The 20834-nt window shown below is 71.3% G+C and carries 20 protein-coding genes, 1 tRNA gene and 1 riboswitch; of the genes, 8 read left to right on the forward strand and 13 right to left on the reverse strand.

Annotated features, from left to right (window positions below; all coding sequences use genetic code 11):
- Positions 1-16: 16 nt before the first annotated feature.
- The 6 genes from ACE101_RS28630 to ACE101_RS28655 form a co-directional block, all read right to left on the reverse strand.
- A complete protein-coding gene (locus ACE101_RS28630) occupies positions 17-1096 on the reverse strand; it encodes an HD-GYP domain-containing protein (protein WP_379137128.1) in 1080 nt (359 codons plus the stop codon).
- A gap of 560 nt (positions 1097-1656) precedes the next feature.
- Positions 1657-2379 (reverse strand): transcriptional repressor LexA, encoded by a 723-nt coding sequence (gene lexA / locus ACE101_RS28635; protein WP_379137131.1) that lies wholly within the window; start codon positions 2377-2379, stop codon positions 1657-1659.
- 195 nt (positions 2380-2574) lie between these two features.
- The gene (locus tag ACE101_RS28640) at positions 2575-2934 is read right to left on the reverse strand and encodes a hypothetical protein (protein ID WP_379137134.1); all 360 of its coding nucleotides are present in this window, start codon (positions 2932-2934) and stop codon (positions 2575-2577) included.
- 208 nt (positions 2935-3142) lie between these two features.
- A tRNA-Leu gene (locus ACE101_RS28645) sits at positions 3143-3228 on the reverse strand.
- 34 nt (positions 3229-3262) lie between these two features.
- Positions 3263-4477, reverse strand: a complete 1215-nt coding sequence (locus ACE101_RS28650) for an FAD-dependent monooxygenase (RefSeq protein WP_379139008.1) — start codon at positions 4475-4477, stop codon at positions 3263-3265.
- 22 nt (positions 4478-4499) lie between these two features.
- Positions 4500-4757, reverse strand: a complete 258-nt coding sequence (locus ACE101_RS28655) for a zinc-finger domain-containing protein (protein WP_379137137.1) — start codon at positions 4755-4757, stop codon at positions 4500-4502.
- A gap of 175 nt (positions 4758-4932) precedes the next feature.
- On the opposite strand from ACE101_RS28655, the gene ACE101_RS28660 reads away from it, so the two are divergent.
- The 8 genes from ACE101_RS28660 (at position 4933) to ACE101_RS28695 (ending at position 11895) form a co-directional block, all read left to right on the forward strand.
- Positions 4933-5253, forward strand: coding sequence for a DUF456 domain-containing protein (locus ACE101_RS28660; protein WP_379137140.1), 321 nt, complete (start codon positions 4933-4935; stop codon positions 5251-5253).
- Positions 5254-5395: 142 nt separating this feature from the next.
- The gene (gene map, locus ACE101_RS28665) at positions 5396-6220 is read left to right on the forward strand and encodes a type I methionyl aminopeptidase (RefSeq protein WP_379137141.1); all 825 of its coding nucleotides are present in this window, start codon (positions 5396-5398) and stop codon (positions 6218-6220) included.
- A gap of 13 nt (positions 6221-6233) precedes the next feature.
- Positions 6234-6974: a RadC family protein gene (radC, locus tag ACE101_RS28670; protein WP_379137144.1), complete on the forward strand. Its 741-nt coding sequence runs from the start codon at positions 6234-6236 to the stop codon at positions 6972-6974.
- A 159-nt stretch (positions 6975-7133) separates the two neighbouring features.
- Positions 7134-8573 carry a circularly permuted type 2 ATP-grasp protein gene (locus ACE101_RS28675; RefSeq protein WP_379137146.1) on the forward strand — a complete coding sequence of 480 codons (1440 nt, stop codon included), beginning with the start codon at positions 7134-7136 and terminating at the stop codon, positions 8571-8573.
- Between the two features lie 145 nt (positions 8574-8718).
- Positions 8719-9663, forward strand: a complete 945-nt coding sequence (locus ACE101_RS28680) for an alpha-E domain-containing protein (RefSeq protein WP_379137149.1) — start codon at positions 8719-8721, stop codon at positions 9661-9663.
- A gap of 190 nt (positions 9664-9853) precedes the next feature.
- Positions 9854-10735: a transglutaminase family protein gene (locus ACE101_RS28685; protein ID WP_379137152.1), complete on the forward strand. Its 882-nt coding sequence runs from the start codon at positions 9854-9856 to the stop codon at positions 10733-10735.
- A 169-nt stretch (positions 10736-10904) separates the two neighbouring features.
- Positions 10905-11051, forward strand: coding sequence for a hypothetical protein (locus ACE101_RS28690; RefSeq protein WP_379137155.1), 147 nt, complete (start codon positions 10905-10907; stop codon positions 11049-11051).
- Between the two features lie 91 nt (positions 11052-11142).
- Positions 11143-11895, forward strand: coding sequence for a proteasome-type protease (locus ACE101_RS28695; protein WP_379137158.1), 753 nt, complete (start codon positions 11143-11145; stop codon positions 11893-11895).
- 38 nt (positions 11896-11933) lie between these two features.
- On the opposite strand, the gene ACE101_RS28700 is transcribed toward ACE101_RS28695, so the two are convergent.
- The 7 genes from ACE101_RS28700 to dnaG all read right to left on the reverse strand — a co-directional run bounded on the left by ACE101_RS28700 (position 11934) and on the right by dnaG (position 20802).
- The gene (locus ACE101_RS28700) at positions 11934-12584 is read right to left on the reverse strand and encodes a thiamine phosphate synthase (protein ID WP_379137160.1); all 651 of its coding nucleotides are present in this window, start codon (positions 12582-12584) and stop codon (positions 11934-11936) included.
- Positions 12581-13378, reverse strand: a complete 798-nt coding sequence (locus tag ACE101_RS28705; RefSeq protein ID WP_379137162.1) for a thiazole synthase — start codon at positions 13376-13378, stop codon at positions 12581-12583. Before ACE101_RS28705 ends, ACE101_RS28700 begins: the two co-directional genes overlap by 4 nt.
- Before the next feature lie 39 nt (positions 13379-13417).
- Complete coding sequence (gene thiS, locus ACE101_RS28710) at positions 13418-13630, reverse strand: sulfur carrier protein ThiS (RefSeq protein WP_379137165.1); 213 nt, start codon at positions 13628-13630, stop codon at positions 13418-13420.
- Entirely contained in the window at positions 13627-14835 is a 1209-nt protein-coding gene (thiO, locus tag ACE101_RS28715) for a glycine oxidase ThiO (RefSeq protein ID WP_379137168.1), read from the reverse strand. The genes thiS and thiO overlap by 4 nt, the downstream gene beginning before the upstream one ends.
- Positions 14836-14907: 72 nt before the next feature.
- Positions 14908-15035: riboswitch (TPP riboswitch) on the reverse strand.
- A 27-nt stretch (positions 15036-15062) separates the two neighbouring features.
- Positions 15063-16313, reverse strand: coding sequence for an adenylate/guanylate cyclase domain-containing protein (locus ACE101_RS28720; RefSeq protein ID WP_379137171.1), 1251 nt, complete (start codon positions 16311-16313; stop codon positions 15063-15065).
- Positions 16314-16703: 390 nt separating this feature from the next.
- Positions 16704-18704 carry an RNA polymerase sigma factor RpoD gene (gene rpoD / locus ACE101_RS28725; RefSeq protein WP_379137174.1) on the reverse strand — a complete coding sequence of 667 codons (2001 nt, stop codon included), beginning with the start codon at positions 18702-18704 and terminating at the stop codon, positions 16704-16706.
- A gap of 208 nt (positions 18705-18912) precedes the next feature.
- Complete coding sequence (gene dnaG, locus ACE101_RS28730; RefSeq protein ID WP_379137177.1) at positions 18913-20802, reverse strand: DNA primase; 1890 nt, start codon at positions 20800-20802, stop codon at positions 18913-18915.
- Between the last annotated feature and the right edge of the window lie 32 nt (positions 20803-20834).

Here is a 20834-nt window from a genome sequence, read left to right on the forward strand (position 1 = left end):
CTGCCGACGATGCCGCTCAGAGGTCGTCCGCCGCGAGGCTCGCGGCGATCGGGCGGAAGGCCGCGAGGAGCGGCCTGTCGAGCTTCGGGCCCATCCGCTCCATCACCGCCCAGGCTTCGGCGGCCGCCATCGGCGCCCGGTAGGGCCGCCGCTCGGTAAGCGCCGAGTAGATGTCGCAGATCGTCGCGAGTCGGACGATGTCGCTGATCTGCGCCCCGCGCAGCCCATCCGGGTAGCCGGAGCCGTCGAGCATCTCGTGATGATGCCGCACCACGTCGAGGATCTCGGGATCGAAGCCGCCCTGATCGGCCAGCAGCTCCGCGCCGATTGCCGGATGCGCCCTCATCACGGCCATCTCCTCGCCGGAGAGCGCCGCCGGCTTGTTGAGGATGGCCCGGGGGATGCGGGCCTTGCCGATGTCGTGGAGAAGCGCGGCCCGCACCAGCCGCTCCTGATCGCGGCGCCGGAAGCCGAGCTGGACGGCGAAGGCGCAGGCATACCCGGCGACGCCGAGGGAGTGCTGGTAGACCCCGATCTCGTGAGCCCAGATCGTATCGAGCCACACCCGGATCCCGCTATCGGCCATGGCGTCGAGGATGATCCGCGTCCCGGTCTCGACGTCGTCCTGGCTCAGCGCTTCGCCCTCCGTGGCGGCCCGAAAGATGCGCGTGACGCGGGCCTTGGCTTCCACCGCCTGGTCACGGACCGCCCGGAGCGGCTCGGCCGCGCGAGCCATCGCGTCGATCCGCAGGAGCGTGAGCAGGGCCGTCACGAGGTCGGCGATCGGGGTGGAGGCAGGGAGCACCTGGCTCGCCCCGAGGGCCTGGGCCTGCGCGATGGAATGCGGCCGGAGATCCCGGGCGAGGCAGAGGCACGGCGTGCCGCGGGCGCGCATGCCGGTCACGGCCGACAGGATTCCCGCCATGGCTGACGGGTTGCCGGGGGCGAGGTCGAGGACGACCGCCCGGCACCGACCCAGCGGCAGGCCCTCGCCCGGGAGCAGCGCGATGCAGGGCAGAAGACGCGCGAAGGCGGCCGCGAGATCGCTGATCTCGCTCGCTCTGTCGGTGATCAGCAGGATGAACTCGTCCCGCATGGCGTATCCCGGCTGGTCCTTCCGACGCGGGCGCAGCACCAAGCCTCTCACCGCTCGCGATCGGAGTCTTCATCAGACGGGTTAAACATTCCGTTTGGGAAATGCGGTCGACTGCCTGAAACTGTTGAAACAGCGCCGTCGCCGCGCAGTCCTCGTAAGACCGTCTGCGCCACCATCGCATCATCGGCCCGAGCAATGTCTGCCGAGCCATGGCGTGGCCTCATCGCCGGCCAGGTTCAACGCGTGGCGGCTCCCATACCGCTCGCTTGCGGCGGTGTTTCCCGATGTGCCGATGCCGTTGAGTATCCTTGATCACGGGATTGCTCACCGCGAGCGGAATCTCTCAACGTCAATGCATTCATCCATGACCGGATCGACGGCTTTGAACGCGGGCGAGCAGGTCCGGGTGCGTCGGGATCTCGCCGGCCGGGATGCCCGCGGAGCCGGCTTCGGCCCTTGTCCGGGCTGCTCGAGGAGGTCCGCTCACGCGACCCTGCACTTCGAGCGCCCGGATCGCCGGAGGTCGCGATCTGGAGGGCGGCCGCAGGCCCGGGGCGCGCTCAGTACTTGCGGATGAGGCTGACGAGGCGGCCCTGGATGCGGACGCGGTCCGGACCGAGCACCCGGGTCTCGTAGGCCGGGTTCGCCGCCTCAAGGGCGATGGAGGAGCCGCGGCGGCGCAGGCGCTTGAGGGTGGCCTCCTCGTCGTCGATCAGGGCCACCACGATGTCGCCGGTATTCGCGGTGTCCTGACGGCGGATGACCACGAGATCCCCGTCGAGGATCCCGGCCTCAACCATCGAATCGCCGCGCACCTCGAGCGCGTAATGCTCGCCGCCGGCCAGGAAGTCCGGCGACATCGCCACCACGCGGCTCTGGCTCTGGATCGCCGAGATCGGCGTACCGGCGGCGATCCGCCCCATCACCGGGATGCTCACCGAGCGCCCGCCATCGTCGGGCACGAACGAGGCTGTGATCGGAGCGGGCTTGGCCGCAGGCGCGCCGGCCCGGCCGCCCTCCACCACGCTCGGCGTGAAGCGCACCACCTCGGCCGACTGGGCCGCCACCGCATCCGGGATGCGGATCACCTCGATGGCGCGGGCCCGGTTCGGCAGGCGCCGCAGGAAGCCGCGCTCCTCCAGGGCGGTGATCAGCCGGTGGATGCCGGATTTGGACTTGAGGTCGAGGGCGTCCTTCATCTCGTCGAAGGACGGCGGGACGCCGGTCTCGCGCATCCGCTGCTGGATGAAGCGGAGCAGGTCCAACTGCTTACGGGTGAGCATGGGATATTCTCATCGCCTGCGCCGGTGCGCGATACGAAACAAATCGCGAACATGTTAGGCGTTCCTCAAGTGTTCCGCAAGCGGGTGTACCGGGCCGGAGCGGTGGGAGTTCTTCGATCCGGAGCCTGCCAAGCCTCGCTGCCGTGACCTCCGGTCGAACGGCAGCGAGCCGGATATGCGCCCCTTGCGGGCCGGTCAGGACTCGGCTTGAAGGTCCTGAAGCCGGATCCGGGCGCGGACGAGGGCGACGAGTTCCTCGTCGAGGTTCCGCAGCAGGCGCAGATCCTCCTCGGCGTCGAAGCCCAGCGCCAGGTCGCGCATGGCGCGGCGCGCCTCCGCGTCCGCGACCGCCTGGCTGAGCAACTCGCGATCCTCGTCGGTGGCCCGTGCAGGTGCGGCGGCGCCCTGAGCGCCCTGGAGCGCCCACAGCTCGACGCGCAGCACCGTCAACGCGTCGATCGACAGCCAGAGCTGGCGTTCGGCCTCCGTCGCATCCGCGCCGGCGCGATTCAGGGCGGTCACCCGGGCGGCCTGGGCCGCCGACCGCATCTCCATGGCGACGATCCAGCGGCGGACATCTGCGAGAAGTGCGCCGACATCCATCACGCCACCCCGGCTGGTCTCGGATCTCTCCCGTCACCGAGCCTAGCACGGCACCCGGCTCGGAGCTACGCAAGCCGTGTCGTTGGCCATCTCTTTGTGTAACCGGCGGTTTTGCTCGTGCCGCTGCCGGCCCTCGCGGGTCAGCCACCCCCGGAACGGCTGGTGCGGACGGCGGGACTCGAACCCGCACGACCAGAGGTCGCAAGATTTTAAGTCTCGTGCGTCTACCGATTCCGCCACGTCCGCGCCGCCCCGGGTTACCCCGACGACGGGCGGAAGATCAAGCGTCGGAAACCGGCTGCCAGCCGTAGAGCCACGCGTAGCGCTCGGTCATCCGGGCGGGGCCGAGCCGGCCCATCACGAGATCCCGTCCCGCCGCCATCACGCCGCCCGCGTGGTAGATCCGCCCGTTGCGGCGCGCCTGCGATTGGATCGCCCGGGCGCGCGGCGCGCGCGCGGCCGTGTAGGCGGCGAGCGCGGCCGGTACGGCCCCATCCGACAGGCAGGCCGCCAGCACCGCCGCGTCCTCGATCGCGAGCGCCGCCCCCTGCGCGAGATACGGCATCACCGGATGGGCGGCGTCGCCCAGGAGAGCGAGGCGCCCGCGCGCCATCGGGGCGGCGACCCGGCGGTCCGCCAGGGTCCAGACCAGCCACGTATCCGGCACGCGCAGGAGTTCGGCGAGCGGGGCCGCCGCGTCCGCGAAGGCGGCGCGCAGGCGCGCCGGATCGCCGGGAGCGCTCCAGTCCGGCTCCTCCTCCGCCTGGGGCAGCACGGCCACGAGGTTGATGCGCTCGCCGCCAGCGACCGGGTAATGCACCACGTGCCGGCCGCGCCCGAGCCAGAGGCCGGTCTCATCCCCCTGGAGGGCGGCCGGGGCGCGATCGCGCGGCAGGGTGGCACGCCACGCCGCCTCCCCGACCGGCATCAGCCGGCGGCGGTCGAGATGCGCCCGCAGGGCCGAGCGGATCCCGTCCGCCGCCACGACGAGGTCGGCGGAGAGCGTCTCGATGCGTCCGCTCTCGCTCGTCACCGTCAGGCTCGCGCCCTCCCGGGTCTCGGCGAAGCCGGCGGCGCTGCGCCCGACCAGGAGCCGGATGCCCGGCCGGCTGCGCACCGCGTCGAGGAGGATCGTCTGCAGGTCGGCGCGATGGATCACGAGGTAGGGTGCGCCGAAGCGCTCGCGCATGGCCGCACCGAGCGCCACCTCGCCGATCTGCCGGCCGCTCGCGAGCGCGCGGATGCGTACGCCGGACGGCTCAGTCGCCACCCGGCGCAGGGACGGCCCGAGGCCGAGATCGGTGAGGATCCGGCTCGCATTGGGCGAGAGCTGCAGGCCGGCGCCGACCTCGCTGAAGGCCGTGCGCCGCTCGGCGAGCGTCACCGTGTGGCCGCGCGCGGCGAGGGCGAGCGCCGCGGTGAGGCCGCCGATGCCCGCCCCGGCGATCGCGACCCGCAGGCCCGGCCGGTCGGGGACGGGCCTGTTCGGCGGCAAGGCCTTGTTCGGCGGCAAGACCTTATTCGGCAGCTAGACGGGCGCGGTCGTCCCACACGGAGGCGGCCGGGTCGGCGGTGCCGGGCTTCAGGTCGGAGCGGTAGCGGTACAGCGTGGAGCAGTACTGGCAGATGATCTCGCTCTCCGCGCCCATGTCGAGGAACACGTGCGGATGGTCGAAGGGCGGCAGCGCCCCGATGCACATGAACTCCTTGGAGCCCACATGGATGACGCGCACGCCGTCCTGGTTGTGGAAGTGGGGTACCGCCTTGTCTGCCATCGCGGGGATCCTGCTGGAGCTTGGCTCTCTCGCGCCCCCTCTACCCCCTCGCGGACGGGGCGCCTAGGGGGCCGGTCGTCGCCCTGCCGGCGCGCATCGTCCCGCTTTGGCCGAAATCGGCCGCCACGAGGCCCGCGAGACACCGCAGATGAACGAACGGGATCAGGGGTTTTCGATGAGGATCGGGATCACGGGCACCGCCTTGGCCGGCATGGCGCTCGCCGCCGCGCTCGTCCTGCCGCAGGCGGCGTCCGCACAGAGCAACACCGCCCTCGGCGCCGGGGCCGGGGTCGTCGCCGGAGCGGTGGTGGCCGGGCCGGTCGGGGCGGTGGTGGGCGGCCTGGTCGGTGCCGCCTGGGGCGAGTCCACGAAGCCGCGCCGCCGCCACGCCCGCCGCCGGGCGGTCCGCATCACGGCCGCACGGCCCGCGCCCGCGGCCCGGGTCGCGCAGCGGACGAGCCCCGCGACGAGCCCCGCCTGGGTCAATCCGCGCTGACGGAAAAGCGGCGCTATGGGCGCAGTCCAGCTCCCCCGGAACGCCGGCTCGCTCGGAAGCGCGCTTGGCTTCCGGGCCGGAAGCGCCTAAACCCGCTGTCACATCCGCAACCCCACGCGCCAGTCAAGCCGGAACCGGTTCCATGAGTCGTGACGAGCAGAGGACGGCCCAGGACGGACGCCGTCAGGAACCGCCGGTTCACGGTCCGGAGGCCTTCGAGGCGATGCGCAAGGCCGGGCGCCTCACCGCCGAGGCGCTCGACCTCCTGATGGAGGCCGTGGAGCCGGGCGTCACCACCGAGGCGCTGGACAAGCTCGCCTACACCTTCGCGATGGATCACGGGGCCTATCCGGCCTCCCTGTTCTACCGCGGCTACCCGAAGTCGATCTGCACCTCGATCAACCACGTCGTCTGCCACGGCATCCCGAACGACAAGCCGCTGCGCGAGGGCGACATCGTCAACCTCGACATCTGCCTGATCGTGGATGGCTGGCACGGGGATTCGAGCCGCATGGCCTATGTGGGCGAGGTCGCCCGCAAGGCCTCGCGCCTGTGCGAGATCACCCACGAAGCGATGATGCGCGGCATCGCCGCCATCAAGCCGGGGGCGACCACGAACGACATCGGCGCGGCGATCCAGACCTTCGCGGAGGCGGAACGCTGCTCGGTGGTCCGCGATTTCTGCGGCCACGGGCTCGGCCGCGTCTACCACGACGCGCCGACCATCCTCCACTACGTGGAGCCGAGCTACAACGTCGTGCTGCGTCCGGGGCAGTTCTTCACGGTCGAGCCGATGATCAATCTCGGCCGCCCGCACGTGAAGGTGCTCTCGGACGGCTGGACCGCGGTGACCCGCGACCGCTCGCTCTCGGCCCAGTTCGAGCACACCGTGGCGGTGACGGAGACGGGTGTCGAGATCTTCACGCTCTCGCCCAAGGGCCTCGACATGCCGCGCCTGCCCGCCTGAGCGGGCAAGGCCGATGAGCCGCGGCCGGGCGCGCCCGCCGGATCAGGCCGGCGCCTTCGCCGAGGCGCCGGTCGATGCCGCGCGCGAGGTGCCGCATTACCACGGGCACCGCGAACGGCTGCGGGCGCGCTTCGCGCAGGGCGACACGCTGCCCGATTACGAGTTCCTGGAACTCGTTCTGTTCCGCTCGATCCCCCGGCGCGACGTCAAGCCCATCGCCAAGGCGCTGATCCAGCGCTTCGGCAGCTTCGCGGAGGTGATCACCGCGCCGGCGGAGCTGCTGATGGAGACGGACGGGATCGGGCCCTCCGTCGTCGCCGATCTGAAGATCCTGGAGGCGGCGGGCCGGCGGCTCGCCCGCGGCGCGGTGGCCGAGCGGCCCCTGCTCGCCTCGTGGAGCGCGGTGATCGACTATTGCCGGGCCGCCATGGCCTTCGCGCCCCGGGAGGAGTTCCGCATCCTCTTCCTCGACAAGCGCAACCGGCTGATCGCCGACGAGGTGCAGGGCCGCGGCACCGTGGACCACACGCCGGTCTATCCCCGCGAGGTGGTGCGCCGCGCCCTCGAACTCTCGGCGACGGCGCTGATCCTGGTCCACAACCACCCGTCCGGCGACCCGACGCCCTCCCAGGCCGACATCCGCATGACCCGCGACATCGTCGGCGCGGCCCAGCCGCTCGGCATCGTGGTGCATGACCACATCATCGTCGGGCGCGAGGGCCACGCGAGCCTCAAGGGCCTGAAGCTGATCTGAAGCCGGCTCATGCCTGCGGATTGAGCAGAACTCGGCGCGTCTCCGGATAAGGGGATCATTCCCCCGGCAGATCAGCCGGTTCCGTGGCAAGATGCGCGCATTTCCTTTGCCTTGGCCCCCGTCTTGCGTCTAGCTTCCGGGCCATACAGGGGGACGCCCATGCCGCTCAGCGCGTTCGATGAGATGAACGGACTTCGGGAGAGCGGACACGACCAAGCTTCCGTCCGCAGTGCCTACGCGGCTTTGAAGACTTGGCTCGATTCGACGCCGCCCGAACACTTCAACACCCGCCGCAGCCAGGCCGAGCTGTTCTTCCGGCGGATCGGCATCACGTTCGCGGTCTATGGCGACAACGAATCGACCGAGCGTCTCATTCCCTTCGACATCATCCCGCGGGTGCTCACCAAGCCCGAATGGGGGTTCCTCGAGCGGGGTCTCAAGCAGCGCGTCACCGCGCTCAACGCCTTCCTGGCCGACATCTACGGCCCGCAGGAATGCCTCAAGGCCGGGGTGATCCCGCAGGACCTCGTCCTGCGCAACCCGCATTACCGGCTGGAGATGCGGGACTTCGAGGTGCCGCACGGCAAGTACGTCCATATCGCCGGGATCGACATCGTCCGCACCGGCGAGGACCAGTTCTTCGTGCTGGAGGACAATGCCCGCACCCCGTCCGGCGTCTCCTACATGCTGGAGAACCGGGAGGTGATGCTGCGCCTCTTCCCCGAACTCTTCTCCAAGCACCGGGTCTCGCCGGTGGAGGCCTATCCGGACGCGCTGCTCGCGACCCTGCGCAGCCTCGCGCCGATGAGCGCCGCGCGCGACCCGACGGTGGTGCTGCTCACCCCCGGCCGCTTCAACTCCGCCTTCTACGAGCACTCGTTCCTGGCCGACAAGCTCGGCGTCGAGCTGGTCGAGGCCTCCGACCTCTTCACCAAGGACGACGTGGTCTACATGCGGACCACGGAAGGGCCGCGGCGCGTCGACGTGATCTACCGGCGCATCGACGACGACTTCCTCGATCCGCTGGTGTTCCGGCCGGATTCGGTGCTCGGGGTGCCCGGCCTGATGAGCGCCTACCAGAGCGGCAGCGTCACGCTCGCCAACGCGGTCGGCACCGGCATCGCCGACGACAAGGCGGTCTACAGCTACATGCCGGAGATCGTCCGCTTCTTCACGGGCGAGGAGCCGATCCTGCACAACGTGCCGACCTGGCGCTGCCGCGAGAAGGACGCGCTCGCCTACGTGCTGGCCAATCTCGGCGACCTCGTCGTCAAGGAGGTCAACGGCTCGGGCGGCTACGGCATGCTGGTGGGGCCGCACGCCACGAAGCGGGAGATCGAGGAGTTCGGCCGCAAGCTGCGCCACGCGCCGGACGGCTTCATCGCCCAGCCGACGCTCGCCCTCTCCACCTGCCCCACCTTCGTGGCCTCGGGCGTCGCGCCCCGGCACGTGGATCTGCGGCCCTTCGTGCTCGCCGGCGCGGAGGAGATCCGGATCGTGCCGGGCGGCCTCACCCGCGTCGCGCTCAAGGAGGGCTCGCTCGTGGTGAATTCGAGCCAGGGCGGCGGGACCAAGGACACCTGGGTGCTCGACGCCTGACCGCGCCGCGGGCCCCCGCCCTCTCCGCGGGGCCCCGGCTCGCCGCGCGCGCCGCGGCGCGACCCAAGGCGCTCGGCCCCGGCCGCTTCGCGCGAAGCGGCCGGGGCCGAGCGCTCCGCTCTCCCTCTCGCGAAGCGCGTCCTCCATGCTGTCCCGCACCGCTGACAACCTCTACTGGCTCTCCCGCTACACCGAGCGGGCGGATTTCATCGCCCGCATCCTCGATGCGGCCCTGCGGCTCACGGCGCTCCCGGCGAGCTACGGCGGGGGCGAGTCGAACGAGTGGGAATCGGCCCTGGCCTCCGCGGGCAGCGCCGAGATCTTCCGGCCGCTCTACGACAGCGTGAACGAGCACACGGTGCGGGATTTCCTGGCCTTCAGCCCGCACAACCCCTCCTCGATCCGCTCCTGCCTCCAGATCGCCCGCGAGAATGCCCGCAGCGTCCGCACGGCGCTCACCGTCGAGATGTGGGAATCGATCAACGAGGCATGGCTGACCCTGCGCTCCTACGAGGGCCGGGACCTCAGCCGCGAGGAATTCGCCCGCTTCCTCGACTGGGTGAAGGGCGTCTCGCTGGCCTTCGACGGCTCGGCCTACCGCACCATGCTGCGCAACGACGCCTACTGGTTCACCCGGCTCGGCATTGCCGTCGAGCGCGCGGACAACACGGCCCGCATCCTCGACGTGAAGTACCACGTGCTGCTGCCCGAGACGGAGCGGGTCGGCGGCAGCCTCGACTACTTCCAGTGGACCACGATCCTGCGCGAGGTCTCGGCCCTCACCGCCTATCACTGGGTCTACCGCGAGAGCATCAAGCCCTGGCTGGTGGCCGATCTGCTGATCCTGAACCGGCAGATGCCGCGCTCGCTCGCCAATTGCTACGAGATGCTGGTGCGCCACCTCGACCTGATCGCGGATGCCTACGGGCGCCGCGGGCCGAGCCAGCGCCTCGCCAGCAACATGCTGGCCCGGCTCGACAGCGCCTCGGTGGAGAGCGTCTTCGCGGGCGGGCTGCACGAGTTCATCCAGGGCTTCATCCAGGAGAACAACCGCCTCGGTGCCGCCATCGCCGAGCAGTATCTCGTGTGACATCCCGCGGCGCGGCCCCGGCTGCGACGCAACATCCCGCGCCGGACCGGTGTCCGCCGCGCGGTTTCACGCTAAGCAGGTCGCGGGACGGCCCTCCGTGGCGCTCCGCAACCGGCGGCACGACGGCGGGCGGCGCCGCGGCCCGCCGGACATCCCCGGAGCTTACCGCCCCTCACCTCGACAGGACCTCATGCGCATCCGCGTCGTTCACGAGACGGCCTACGACTACGAATCGCCGGCCCGCGGCCTGATCCAGATGCTGCGCCTGACCCCGCGCGACCATGACGGGCAGCACGTCCGCAACTGGCGCATCGAGCCGACGGCGGATGGCCGCCTGAGCCGCCGCGAGGACGGGTTCGGCAACATCGTCCACGTCTACAGCGCCGACGGGCCCGAAGGCTCCCTGGTGGTCCGGGTGAGCGGCGAGGTCGAGACCTCGGAGACCCACGGCGTCATCCGCGGGGCGGTGGAGCGCCTGCCCGACCTGTTCTACCTGCGCGAATCGCGCTTCGCGACGGCCGACGCGGCGATCCGGGAATTCGCCGAGGACCTCGCCGGCAGCGAGACCGACCCGCTGGCGCGCCTCCACGCCCTGGTGGCGGGGGTGCACGGCGAGGTGGAATACGCTCCGGGCGGACCGACCCACTCGAACAGCACCGCCGCGGAAGCGTTCGCCCTGCGCAAGGGCGTCGGCCAGGACCTCGCGCATATCTTCATCGCCGCGGCGCGGCACCTGGAGATCCCGGTGCGCTACGTCTCCGGCTACTATTACCGGGCCGATGCGCCGGCGCAGGAGGCCGGGCATGCCTGGGTCGAGGCCGTGGTGCCCGATCTCGGCTGGGTCGGCTTCGATCCCTGCTTCGGCATCTCCGCCACGGATGCGCATCTGCGCGTCGCGATCGGCCTCGACTACCTCGACGCCGCGCCGGTGCGCGGCAGCCGGATGGGCGGCGGCACCGAGACGATGACGGTGCGCGTCGTGGTCGACGACGCGCGCGCTCAGGCTCACGCCGAAGCACAGGCCCGAGCCGAAAGCCAGGCTCAGGTTCAGGCTCAGCAGGCGCAGTCCTGAGCGGCGTGGCGCATTTGCGACGGGGACAGGCGAATGCGTAACGGCGGCCCCGCGCCATCTTGCCTTGCGGCAGGCGTGACTTAAGGGTGGAGCCGGCTGCCGGAGGCGTGCGCCCGTCGGCGCGCTGGCCCGGCCGCCCCGTGCCGCCGCATCACCGCAGACGATCCCGATGACCGCCATCCCGTTCGATCTTCCGCTCGCCCATTTCCTCACCATGACGGCTTCGGTGATCGCGGGCGCGCTCTTCGCCGATTCCGTCGAGACGTCGGGCCGGCGCTGGCTCGGTCGGGTGCGGCGCTTCTTCGGCGGCCGCTGAAGGGGCCCGCGCGGGTCACTGGACCGGGTCCGCCATCTCCGCGAGGATCGGGCGGATGCGCATCGGCAGGAGCCGGGGGGAGCGCTGAGCGATGACTTACTGCGTCGGGATCCTGGTCGAGGAGGGGCTCGTCATGATCGCCGACACCCGCACGAATGCGGGTCTCGACGACATCTCGACCTTCCGCAAGTTGCATCTGTTCGAGGTGCCGGGGGAGCGCGTGCTGACGCTCGCCTCGGCGGGCAACCTGTCGGTGACCCAGTCCGTGGTCGCCCTGCTGACGGAGGGCGTCGAGAATCCCGAGACGGGCGCCCTCGAGACCATCCTGGAGGCGCCGACCATGTTCCGCGCCGCCCAGCTCATCGGGCGGGCGATCCGGCGCGTGCGCGCCATCGAGCGCGAGGGATTCGAGGCGGCGCAGCTGCGCTTCGAGGTCTCGTTCCTGTTCGGCGGCCAGATCGGCGACGGGCCGATGCGGCTCTACATGATCTACTCGGCGGGCAACTTCATGGCTTGCAGCCAGGACGCCCCCTTCCTGCAGATCGGCGAGCACAAGTACGGCAAGCCGATCCTCGACCGTGCGGTCACCTACAAGACGGACATCTACGACGCGCTGAAGGTCGGGCTGATCTCGATGGATTCGACCATGCGGTCGAATCTGGGTGTCGGCTTGCCGATCGACCTCGCGGTGATCCGCCGCAACACCACCCGGATGGAGGTCGTCCACCGGATCGAGGCGGGCGAGCCGTATTTCCACGACCTGCGCGAGCGCTGGTCGGCGGCTTTGCGGGCGGCCCACCGGGCGATCCCGCGCCCGCCCTACGGACCGCAGGACGGAGTGTAGCCTCGGTCCGGGCGCCCTCGCGACGAGCGATCGGTCGGTCAGGACTGTAAGGATGGCGCGGCCTCCGCCTCCTCCCGCGCGATCGACCCGATCAGCTCCCGCACGGCCTCCGCCGGATCCGCCGCCCGCATGACGCCGCCCATCACGGCGACGCCCGCCGCGCCGGCTCGCAGGCAGGCCGGCAGCGTGCCCGGCTCCACGCCCCCGAGCGCCAGCACCGGCAGCCCGGTCCGGGCCGCCGCAGCGAGGGCCGCCGGCCCGAGCGCCGGGCCATAGCCGGGCTTGCTCGCGCTCGCGAAGATCGGGCTCAGGGTGGCGTAGTCGGCACCGGCCTCCCGGGCTGCTGCGACCTCCGCAACGTGATGCGCCGAGAGGCCGATCACGGCGCGCGGGCCGAGCGCTGCCCGGGCCTGCGCCACCGCCGCGACGGAGCCGAGCTGGACGCCTCCCGCCCCCACCCGCGCCGCGAGCGCGATGTCGCGGCCGATCGTCAGATGCCCGCCGGCCGCCCGCACCAGCCGAGCGACCTCCTCCGCCAGCGCGGCCCGCTCGCCCTCCGGAAGGTCCCGGTCGCGCAGCCAGATCCAGCGGGCGCCCGCTTCCAGGGCCAGCGCCACCCGCCGGACCAGCGGCAGCGTCGATCCGTGCCGGTCCGTGACCAGGAGGAGCCGGGCCGGAAGCCGGCTCACGAGCCGACGAGACCGAGCTGCGGGCTCGACGGTTCGGCCCGGGCGCGCCGCGGGATGCGGCCGGCGCCGTGGGCGAGATGTCCGGCCTCGACGGCGTGCCGCATGGCCCGGGCCATCCGCACCGGATCGTCAGCCTTGGCCACCGCCGTGTTGAGCAGCACCGCTGCCGCGCCGAGTTCCATGGCGATGACCGCGTCCGAGGCGGTGCCGATGCCGGCATCGACGATCACCGGGACGGGCGAGCGGCGGCAGATCAGCTCCAGATTGGCGGGGTTCGCCACGCCCATGCCGGAGCCGATCAGCGAGCCCATCGGCATCACCGCGGCGGCGCCGAGATCGGCGAGGCGGCTGCACACCACGGGGTCGTCGTTGCAGTAGGGCAGCACCACGAAGCCCGCATCGACGAGCTGGCGCGTGGCCTCGATGGTCTCGGCGGCATCCGGATAGAGCGTCTCGCGGTCGCCGATGACCTCGACCTTGATCCAGTTGGTGCCGAGCGCCTCGCGGGCGAGTTCGGCGGTCATCACCGCGTCGCGGGCGGTCTCGCAGCCGGCGGTGTTCGGCAGGAAGCGGAATCCGGAGAGCAGCGACACGGTGTCGGAACCGTGGCCGCGCAGGGACACGCGCCGGATCGACACCGTGGCCACCTCGGCGCCGCTCGCGCGCACGGCCTCGGCCATGATCGCCTGGGTCGGATAGCCCGCGGTGCCGATGAGGAGGCGCGAGCGCAGGGGCGTCCCGGCGATCACCAGCGGGTCGTCGGCTCCGCGATCGAGGGGCGTGACGGTGGTCATGGGCAAACTCCTGTAACGCTTCAGGCGAGGGGCGGTGCCTCAGCCGCCCTGCATGGCGCGGACGATCTCGACGCGGTCGCCCTCGGCGAGCGCCGTCGCCGGCCAGTCCGGGCGGCGCACCACCGCGCCGTTGAGCGCGATGGCGAAGCCCTGCGGGCCGGCCAAGTCGAGATCCGCGGTTTCCTCGCGCCAGAGGGCGTCGAGGGTGGCGGCGGCGCTCTCCCGCGCCTCGCCGTTCACGGTGAGCTTCATGGGATCCTCTGCAGGGGGAGCCCGGGACGCGCGAAGCGGCCGAGGCCGAAGGGAGTGGCGGTGGCGGGAAGCGCGCCGCCGCGGACGAGATCGCGGATCGCGGCGGCCGTGACCGGCGCCAGCAGGTAGCCGTTGCGGTGGTGCCCCACCGCCAGGACGAGGCCGGGCAAGGCCTCGCCGAGGATCGGCGCATCGTCGTCCGAGGTCGGCCGGAAGCCGCTCCAGACGCCCTCGACGCTCATCTCCTCCACGCCCGGGAAGGCGCGGCGTGCGCCCTCCAGAATGGCGAACAGGCCGCCCGCCGTGAGGGTGGCGTCGAAGCCGATCTCCTCGACGGTGGCGCCGACCACGAGCTGCCCGTCGCTCTTCGGCGCCATGTGGATCTGCTCGGTCCAGACCACGTGGTTCAGCGCGCCGCTGCGCGGGGTCGCCTTCAGCGCCACGGACTGGCCTTTCAGCGGCCGCACCGGCAGGGCGAGGTCGGGCACGAGGTTCCCCTCCCCGGCCCAGGCGCCGGAGGCGAGGACGACCGTGTCGGCCCGGGCCAACCCGGCCGCTGTGCGCACGCCGACGACGCGCCCGCCGGCCCGATCCAGGGCCTCGACGGGGCAATCCTCCACGAGCCGGCCGCCGGCCGCGCGCAGAGCGAGCCGCAGGGCCGCCATGACCCGGGCGGGGTCGACCTGATGATCCTCGGGGCAGAACAGCCCCGCCGTGACGGTGGGGCGGAGGGACGGCTCGCGCTCGCGCACCGCCGGGCCGGGCAGCCACGCGACGTCGAGCCCCGCCCGGCGCTGCAATTCGTGGCGGAAACGCAGGCGCTCGACCTCGTCGCGGCCGAGCGCGATCACGAGGGTGCCTTCGCGCCGGTAGTCGATGGGCAGGCCCGAGGCGGCTTCGAGATCGTCGCGGAACCGGTGCCAGAGACGCTGGCTCTCGAGGGCCAGGGGCAGGAGCGCGTCACCACCCGGCTCGTGCTCGGCGGCGGCCGCCAGCATGCCGGTGGCTGCGAGGCTGGCGCCGTCGCCGGCCCGGCCCTTCTCCAGCACCGCCACGGCGAGCCCGCTCTCCGCGAGCCGCCAGCCGATCGACAGCCCGATCAGGCCACCGCCGATCACCACCACATCCGCCCGCTCGGGCAGACGGTCGGCGGCCGGGTCGGGCCCGGCGGCACGCCGCCGGCCGATCGGGGATGGAGCAGACATCAGCAAACCCTCGTCTCCACGGTGGCCCGTCGAGATTGGATCTGCGCCGTCGAAACCGGTGAAGCGCTCGGGTCCGCGGACCCCGTCCAATCCCTACGCCGGTATGAGCCGGATCAGGTTCGAAGGATTTCCGCGCTGATCGGCGCGACGCCGATCCATCGGTTTCTCAGCCCCTTGTCGGGGATCTCCCTGGAACAGGCGGAATGTGGGCGAGGCGCGGGCCGCCGTCAACCGTTCCGTGCCGGCCGGTAGAGGCACATCGCCTCACTGAAGCCGTCGAGCGGGTGGCTGCCCAGGGGCTCCGGATCGCCCCACAGGAAGTCCACGAAGGGCTTCGACATCAGGAGCGGCTCACCCAGCACCTTGTTGAGCTTGGCGAGCCGGCTCGCGAGGTTCACGTCGCGCCCGATCACGGTGAAATCGAGCCGCGCCCCCGAGCCGACATTGCCGTAGGCCGCTTCGCCGTGATGGAGCGCGATGCCCGCCGCGATCCGGGCCGGGAAGCGCCCGGCGGCATTCGCTTCGGAGAGGCGCCGCAGGGCGGTCTGAGCGGCGGTGAGCGCGCTCTGGGCCGCGCCGCCGAGCCCGTCGCCGGTCTCGCGGAAGATCGCGAGCAGGCCGTCGCCCATGTATTTCAGCACCTCGCCCCCCTCGCTCTCGATCGGCGGCACGAGGCAGTCGAAATAGGTGTTGAGGAGATCGACCGAGGCTTCCGGCGCCAGCGAGGCCGTGAGTTCCGTGTAGCCGCGCATGTCGGCGAACAGGATGGCGGAGCGGATCCGCTCCACCTGTCCCCGGCGGATCGAACCCGACAGGATCGCTTGGTGCGGTCCGTCCCCGACATAGATCCGCAGCACTTGGTCGAGCCGCGTGTTGAGGCCGCGCATCTCCATCACGGCGGACAGGGTCGGCACGATGAAGCGCAGGATGGCGAGGTTCTCATTGGAGAAGCCGCGCGGGGAGCGGGTCGCGAAGGTGACGCCGTTGTTGGTGCCGTTGGTGAAGAACAGTGGGATCGCCACGTAGTGGCGGTAGCCGCCCGCCTTCAGTTCGGGGATGATGGTGAAGCGGTCGTCGGGCGTCTCGGCGAGATCGAGGAGCAGCCACTCGCGGGTGGCGTAGATATGCGCGAAGGGGCTCGTCGCCAGCGCCCGGTCCGAGGCTTCGCCGTGCGGAAACAGGCGCAGCGACACGCCGCCCTCGCGGGTCCAGAACCGGCCGACGCCCGTATATTCCGAGTGGAGCGCATCGATGGCGGTGGTCGCCCGGTCGACCGGCACGCCGAGATCGTTGAGGCGCAGGGCGAGGCCCGCCAGGAGATCACCCGATTCGGGCAGCCGCGCGCCCTCGCTGAGCAGCCAGTCGCGCAGGGCCACGCAGGCCCGGAACAGCCCGATCGGGATGGCCCCCGCCTCGGACCCGTCCGCCTCCGCCGTCGGCAGCGGATGAGAGCGGTGAGGAGGCGGAGCGTGGGACATGCGGCGGAGATGGGCAGCCTTCACGGCCAAGGCAAGGCTTCGCCATCGCCCCGTTGCGCCGTCCGCTCCCGGCTGTCGGGGCGGCGGGCCCGCGGGCCGTCAGCGTCTCACGTCAGGCAACGCATCTCTCCGGCTGTTCGCCGGCTTGTGGCGCACGCATCACGCCATGGGGGCAAAACCTGGGAGTGATGGCCCGGGCGCGGGGAATGTGTCTCCCGCAGCACCCTGCTGGCGGCCTTCGCCGCGGTGTCGATCCTCGGCACGGGTTGCGCGCTCCGGACCCGCCGCCGCTGGCGGCTGCGCCCAGGCCGCTGACGGCGGGCAGGCGAACGGCCCGGATGCGGGCGCACCGGGCCGTTCGGCGATCCACGAGGCGGGATCTCGGTCGGTTCAGTTGTCGAGGAAGCTCCGCAGCTTCCGCGACCGGCTCGGATGCTTGAGCTTGCGCAAAGCCTTCGCTTCGATCTGGCGGATGCGCTCGCGGGTCACCGAGAATTGCTGGCCGACCTCCTCGAGGGTGTGGTCGGTGTTCATGCCGATGCCGAAGCGCATGCGCAGCACGCGCTCCTCGCGTGGCGTGAGCGAGGCCAGCACCCGGGTCGTCGTCTCGCGCAGGTTCGACTGGATCGCCGCATCGATCGGCAGGACGACGTTCTTGTCCTCGATGAAGTCGCCGAGATGCGAATCCTCCTCGTCGCCGATCGGCGTCTCGAGGGAGATCGGCTCCTTGGCGATCTTGAGGACCTTGCGCACCTTCTCCAGCGGCATCGCCAGCTTCTCGGCCAGCTCCTCCGGGGTCGGCTCGCGGCCGATCTCGTGCAGCATCTGGCGCGAGGTCCGGACGATCTTGTTGATCGTCTCGATCATGTGCACCGGGATGCGGATCGTGCGGGCCTGATCGGCGATCGAGCGGGTGATCGCCTGCCGGATCCACCACGTGGCGTAGGTCGAGAACTTGTAGCCGCGGCGATACTCGAACTTGTCCACCGCCTTCATCAGGCCGATGTTGCCCTCCTGGATCAGATCCAGGAATTGAAGGCCGCGGTTCGTGTACTTCTTGGCGATCGAGATCACGAGCCGGAGGTTCGCCTCGATCATCTCCTTCTTGGCCTGCCGGGCTTCGCGTTCGCCCTTCTGGACCATGTGGACGATCTTCCGGTATTCCTGGATCTCCAGGCCGGTCTCGGACGCGAGCGACATGATCTGCTCGCGCAGGGTCGCGATGCCGTTGGCGCCCTTCTCGACGAAGTTCTTCCAGCCCTTGCCGCCGAGCTTGCCCACCCGCTCGACCCAGTGCGGATCGAGTTCCTGGCTCTGGTAGTGGCGCAGGAACTCGTCGCGGGCGACGCCGTGGCTCTCGGCGAGCCGCATCAGGCGGCCCTCCTGCGAGATCAGCCGCTTGTTGATGTCGTAGAGCTGCTCGACCAGCGCCTCGATGCGGTTGGCGTTGAGCGAGAGCGACTTCACGTCGGTGACGATGCGGCTCTTCAGCTCGCTGTACTGCCGCCCCTGCGTCTCGCTGGCGCCGCCGCCCTGCAGGCGCGTCTCGGCCTGCGCGGCCTGGACCTGGCGCAGCTTGCGGTAGTTCTCGGCGATCGCGTCGAAGGTCTCGAGCACGCGCGGCTTCAGCTCGGCCTCCATGGCCGAGAGCGAGACGTTGTTCTCGAGGTCGTCCTCGTCGCCGTCGCCTTCCGGCGGCGGCATGTCGCCCTCGGGCGCGTCGCCCTCGCTCTCCACCTCGCCCTCGGCGGGTCCGCCGCGGCCATCCGGTCCCGCATAGGTCGCTTCGAGATCGATGATGTCGCGCAGGAGCACCCGGCCATCGACCAGCTCGTCGCGCCAGATGATGATGGCCTGGAAGGTCAGCGGGCTCTCGCAGAGCCCGGCGATCATCGCCTCGCGCCCGGCCTCGATGCGCTTGGCGATGGCGATCTCGCCCTCGCGCGAGAGCAGCTCCACCGAGCCCATCTCGCGCAGGTACATGCGCACGGGATCGTCCGTGCGGTCGGTGGGCTCCTTGGTGGTCTCGGTGCGCAGCACCGCCGGCCGGCTCTGAGCGACCTCGGCGACCTCGGTCCCCTCGCTCGCCTCCTCGTCCTCGGCCGCGGCCTCGCCGGTCGCGCCCTCGCCCTGGCCGTCGTCGGCCTCCTCGGCCTCGACGACGTTCACCCCGAGTTCGGAAAGCTGACCGAGCACGTCCTCGATCTGCTCGGAGGTGAATTCCTCCTGCGGCAGAACCTCGTTCAGCTCGTCATAGGTCACGTAGCCGCGCTTCTTGGCGAGCTTGATCATCCGCTTGACGGAGGCATCCGTCAGGTCGAGGAGCGGCCCGTCGGTCTGCTGCTCCGGGGCCGCTTCGGTCTCTTCTCGTTCCGTTGCCTTCGTCGCCATGATCAGCCTATGGTTCCGGTGCCGGCCCGCCCGAGCGGGAGGGAGCCCCCCGCTTCGTCGGCACCGTGATGTACAGACGGGCAGCGGAGCCCTCGGCCCAGCCGCCCTCGGATCTCGTTCCAATTGTGCAAGCAAGACGCTTGACTTATTGTTAACTATCCCGGTTCCGCCCTCGAAGTCACGCCTCGTGCGTCATGCGCCCTGCGCGTCAGGGGAGTGCGACGCTCTCGGCCTCCTGGTCCGCATCGGCCTCAGCGGCGGCCACCACCGCCAAGCGGTTCTTCACGTCGCGAAGCCACGCGAAATTCGCCTCCGTCTCCTCCTCGGCGAGGGCGCGCTCGGCTGCCCGAAGCTCGCTATGTAGAGAGCCGGCCTTGCGGTGCAAGATCACGGCCTGCCGGAGCGCGTCTTCCAGACGCATGGGATCGGCGTGCGGGTCAAGGGCCCAGTGGTCCCCCGGACGCACATGCGCGGCGATTCGTCCGGCCGCCGCAGTGAGGCCGACCCGTTCGAGGGTCGCGTTGAGGGAGGTCGCGTCACCCCCCCTTCCCTCCGCCGTGTGGTCGATCAGCGCCTGACGCAGCGCCTTCGCGTCCGCGCTCGCGAGGTCGAGTTCCGCGAGTTCCTCCGCCTCGCCGGCCAAGAGCTCGGGATGCACCAGGAGCATGGCGATGATGAGCGCCTCGCGGGGCGAGGGGCCGCCCGCGAACAGGGAGGAGCGGGCGAGCCGCGTACTGGCAGCTCCGGTGAAGCGCGGCGAGGCGGGCCGCTCGGGCGCGCGGCCCCGCGGCACGAACGGGGCGCCCTCGCGCCGCGCGCGCGGCACCGGGGCCGGGCCGAGGGTGCGCAGGCGCGCCTCGATCTCGTCCCGGTAGTAGCGCTTCAGGGTCTCGTCGCGGATCTGGCCGATCAGCTCGCGCAGGCGCTGGGCGAGGCCGGCGCGGCGCTCCGGCGTGTCGACGGGCGCCATCTCGGTCTCGCGCGACCACAGAACCTCCACGAGGGGGCGGGCACCCTCCAGCACCCGGTCGAGGGCCGCCGCTCCGCCCGAGCGCAGCAGATCGTCGGGGTCCTGCCCCTCCGGCAGCAGCGCGAAGCGCAGCGACTTGCCGGGCACGAGCCCCGGCAGGGCCACGTCGAGGGCCCGAAAAGCGGCGCGGCGCCCCGCTCCGTCACCGTCGAAGCACAGGATCGGCTCGTCGGCCATCCGCCAGAGGAGCGCGAGCTGGTCCTCGGTAAGCGCGGTGCCGAGCGGCGCCACCGCCTCCGGGTGGCCGCCCATGGTCATGGCGATGACGTCGACGTAGCCCTCCACCGCGATCACCCGGCCGGTGTCGTGGGCGGCCCGGCGGGCGGCGTGGTGGTTGTAGAGCACAGAGCCCTTGTGGAAGAGCGGGGTCTCCGGGGAATTCAGGTATTTCGGCTTGGCGTCGGGGGCGAGCCCGCGGCCGCCGAAGGCGATCACCCGCCCCCGCAGGTCGCGAATCGGGAAGATCACCCGGTCGCGGAAGCGGTCGTAGGGCACCGCGATGTCCTCGCCCCCGATCAGGAGGCCGAGTTCGATCATCAGGTCGGCGGGCACGTCCTTGCCCGCGAGGTGGTCGCGCAGGGCGTAGCGCTCCCCCGGCGCGTAGCCGAGGCGGAATTCGCGCTGCACCGAATCGCCCAAACCCCGCCGCGCGAGGTAGTCGCGGGCGCGGGTGCCGGAGCGGGACGCGAGCTGGCCCTCGAAGAAGACGGCGGCGAGTTCCATCACCTCCAGGGCGCCCCGGCGGCGGTCCTCGCTGTCGCGGCTCTCGCGGCTCGGCGCGGGCAGGGTCACCCCCGCCTCCGCCGCGAGCCGCTCCACCGCTTCGGGGAACGAGAGCCCCTCGGTATCCTGAAGGAAGCGGAAGATGTCGCCGTGCTTGCCCGACGAGAAGCAGTGGTAGAACTGCTTCTGGTCGTTCACGTAGAAGGACGGCGTCTTCTCGGCGTTGAACGGCGAGAGGCCGCGCCACTCCCGGCCCGCCTTCTTCAGGCGCACCTTACGGCCGACCACGTCGGAGGTGGGCAGCCGGGCACGAATCTCTTCGAGCAGATGGGGCGGGTAGCGCACGTCCGGGGTCCGGCGATGGGTGGGGCACCATC

Origin of the sequence: Methylobacterium carpenticola, assembly GCF_042748905.1 — a bacterium.
Lineage (GTDB): Bacteria > Pseudomonadota > Alphaproteobacteria > Rhizobiales > Beijerinckiaceae > Methylobacterium > Methylobacterium carpenticola.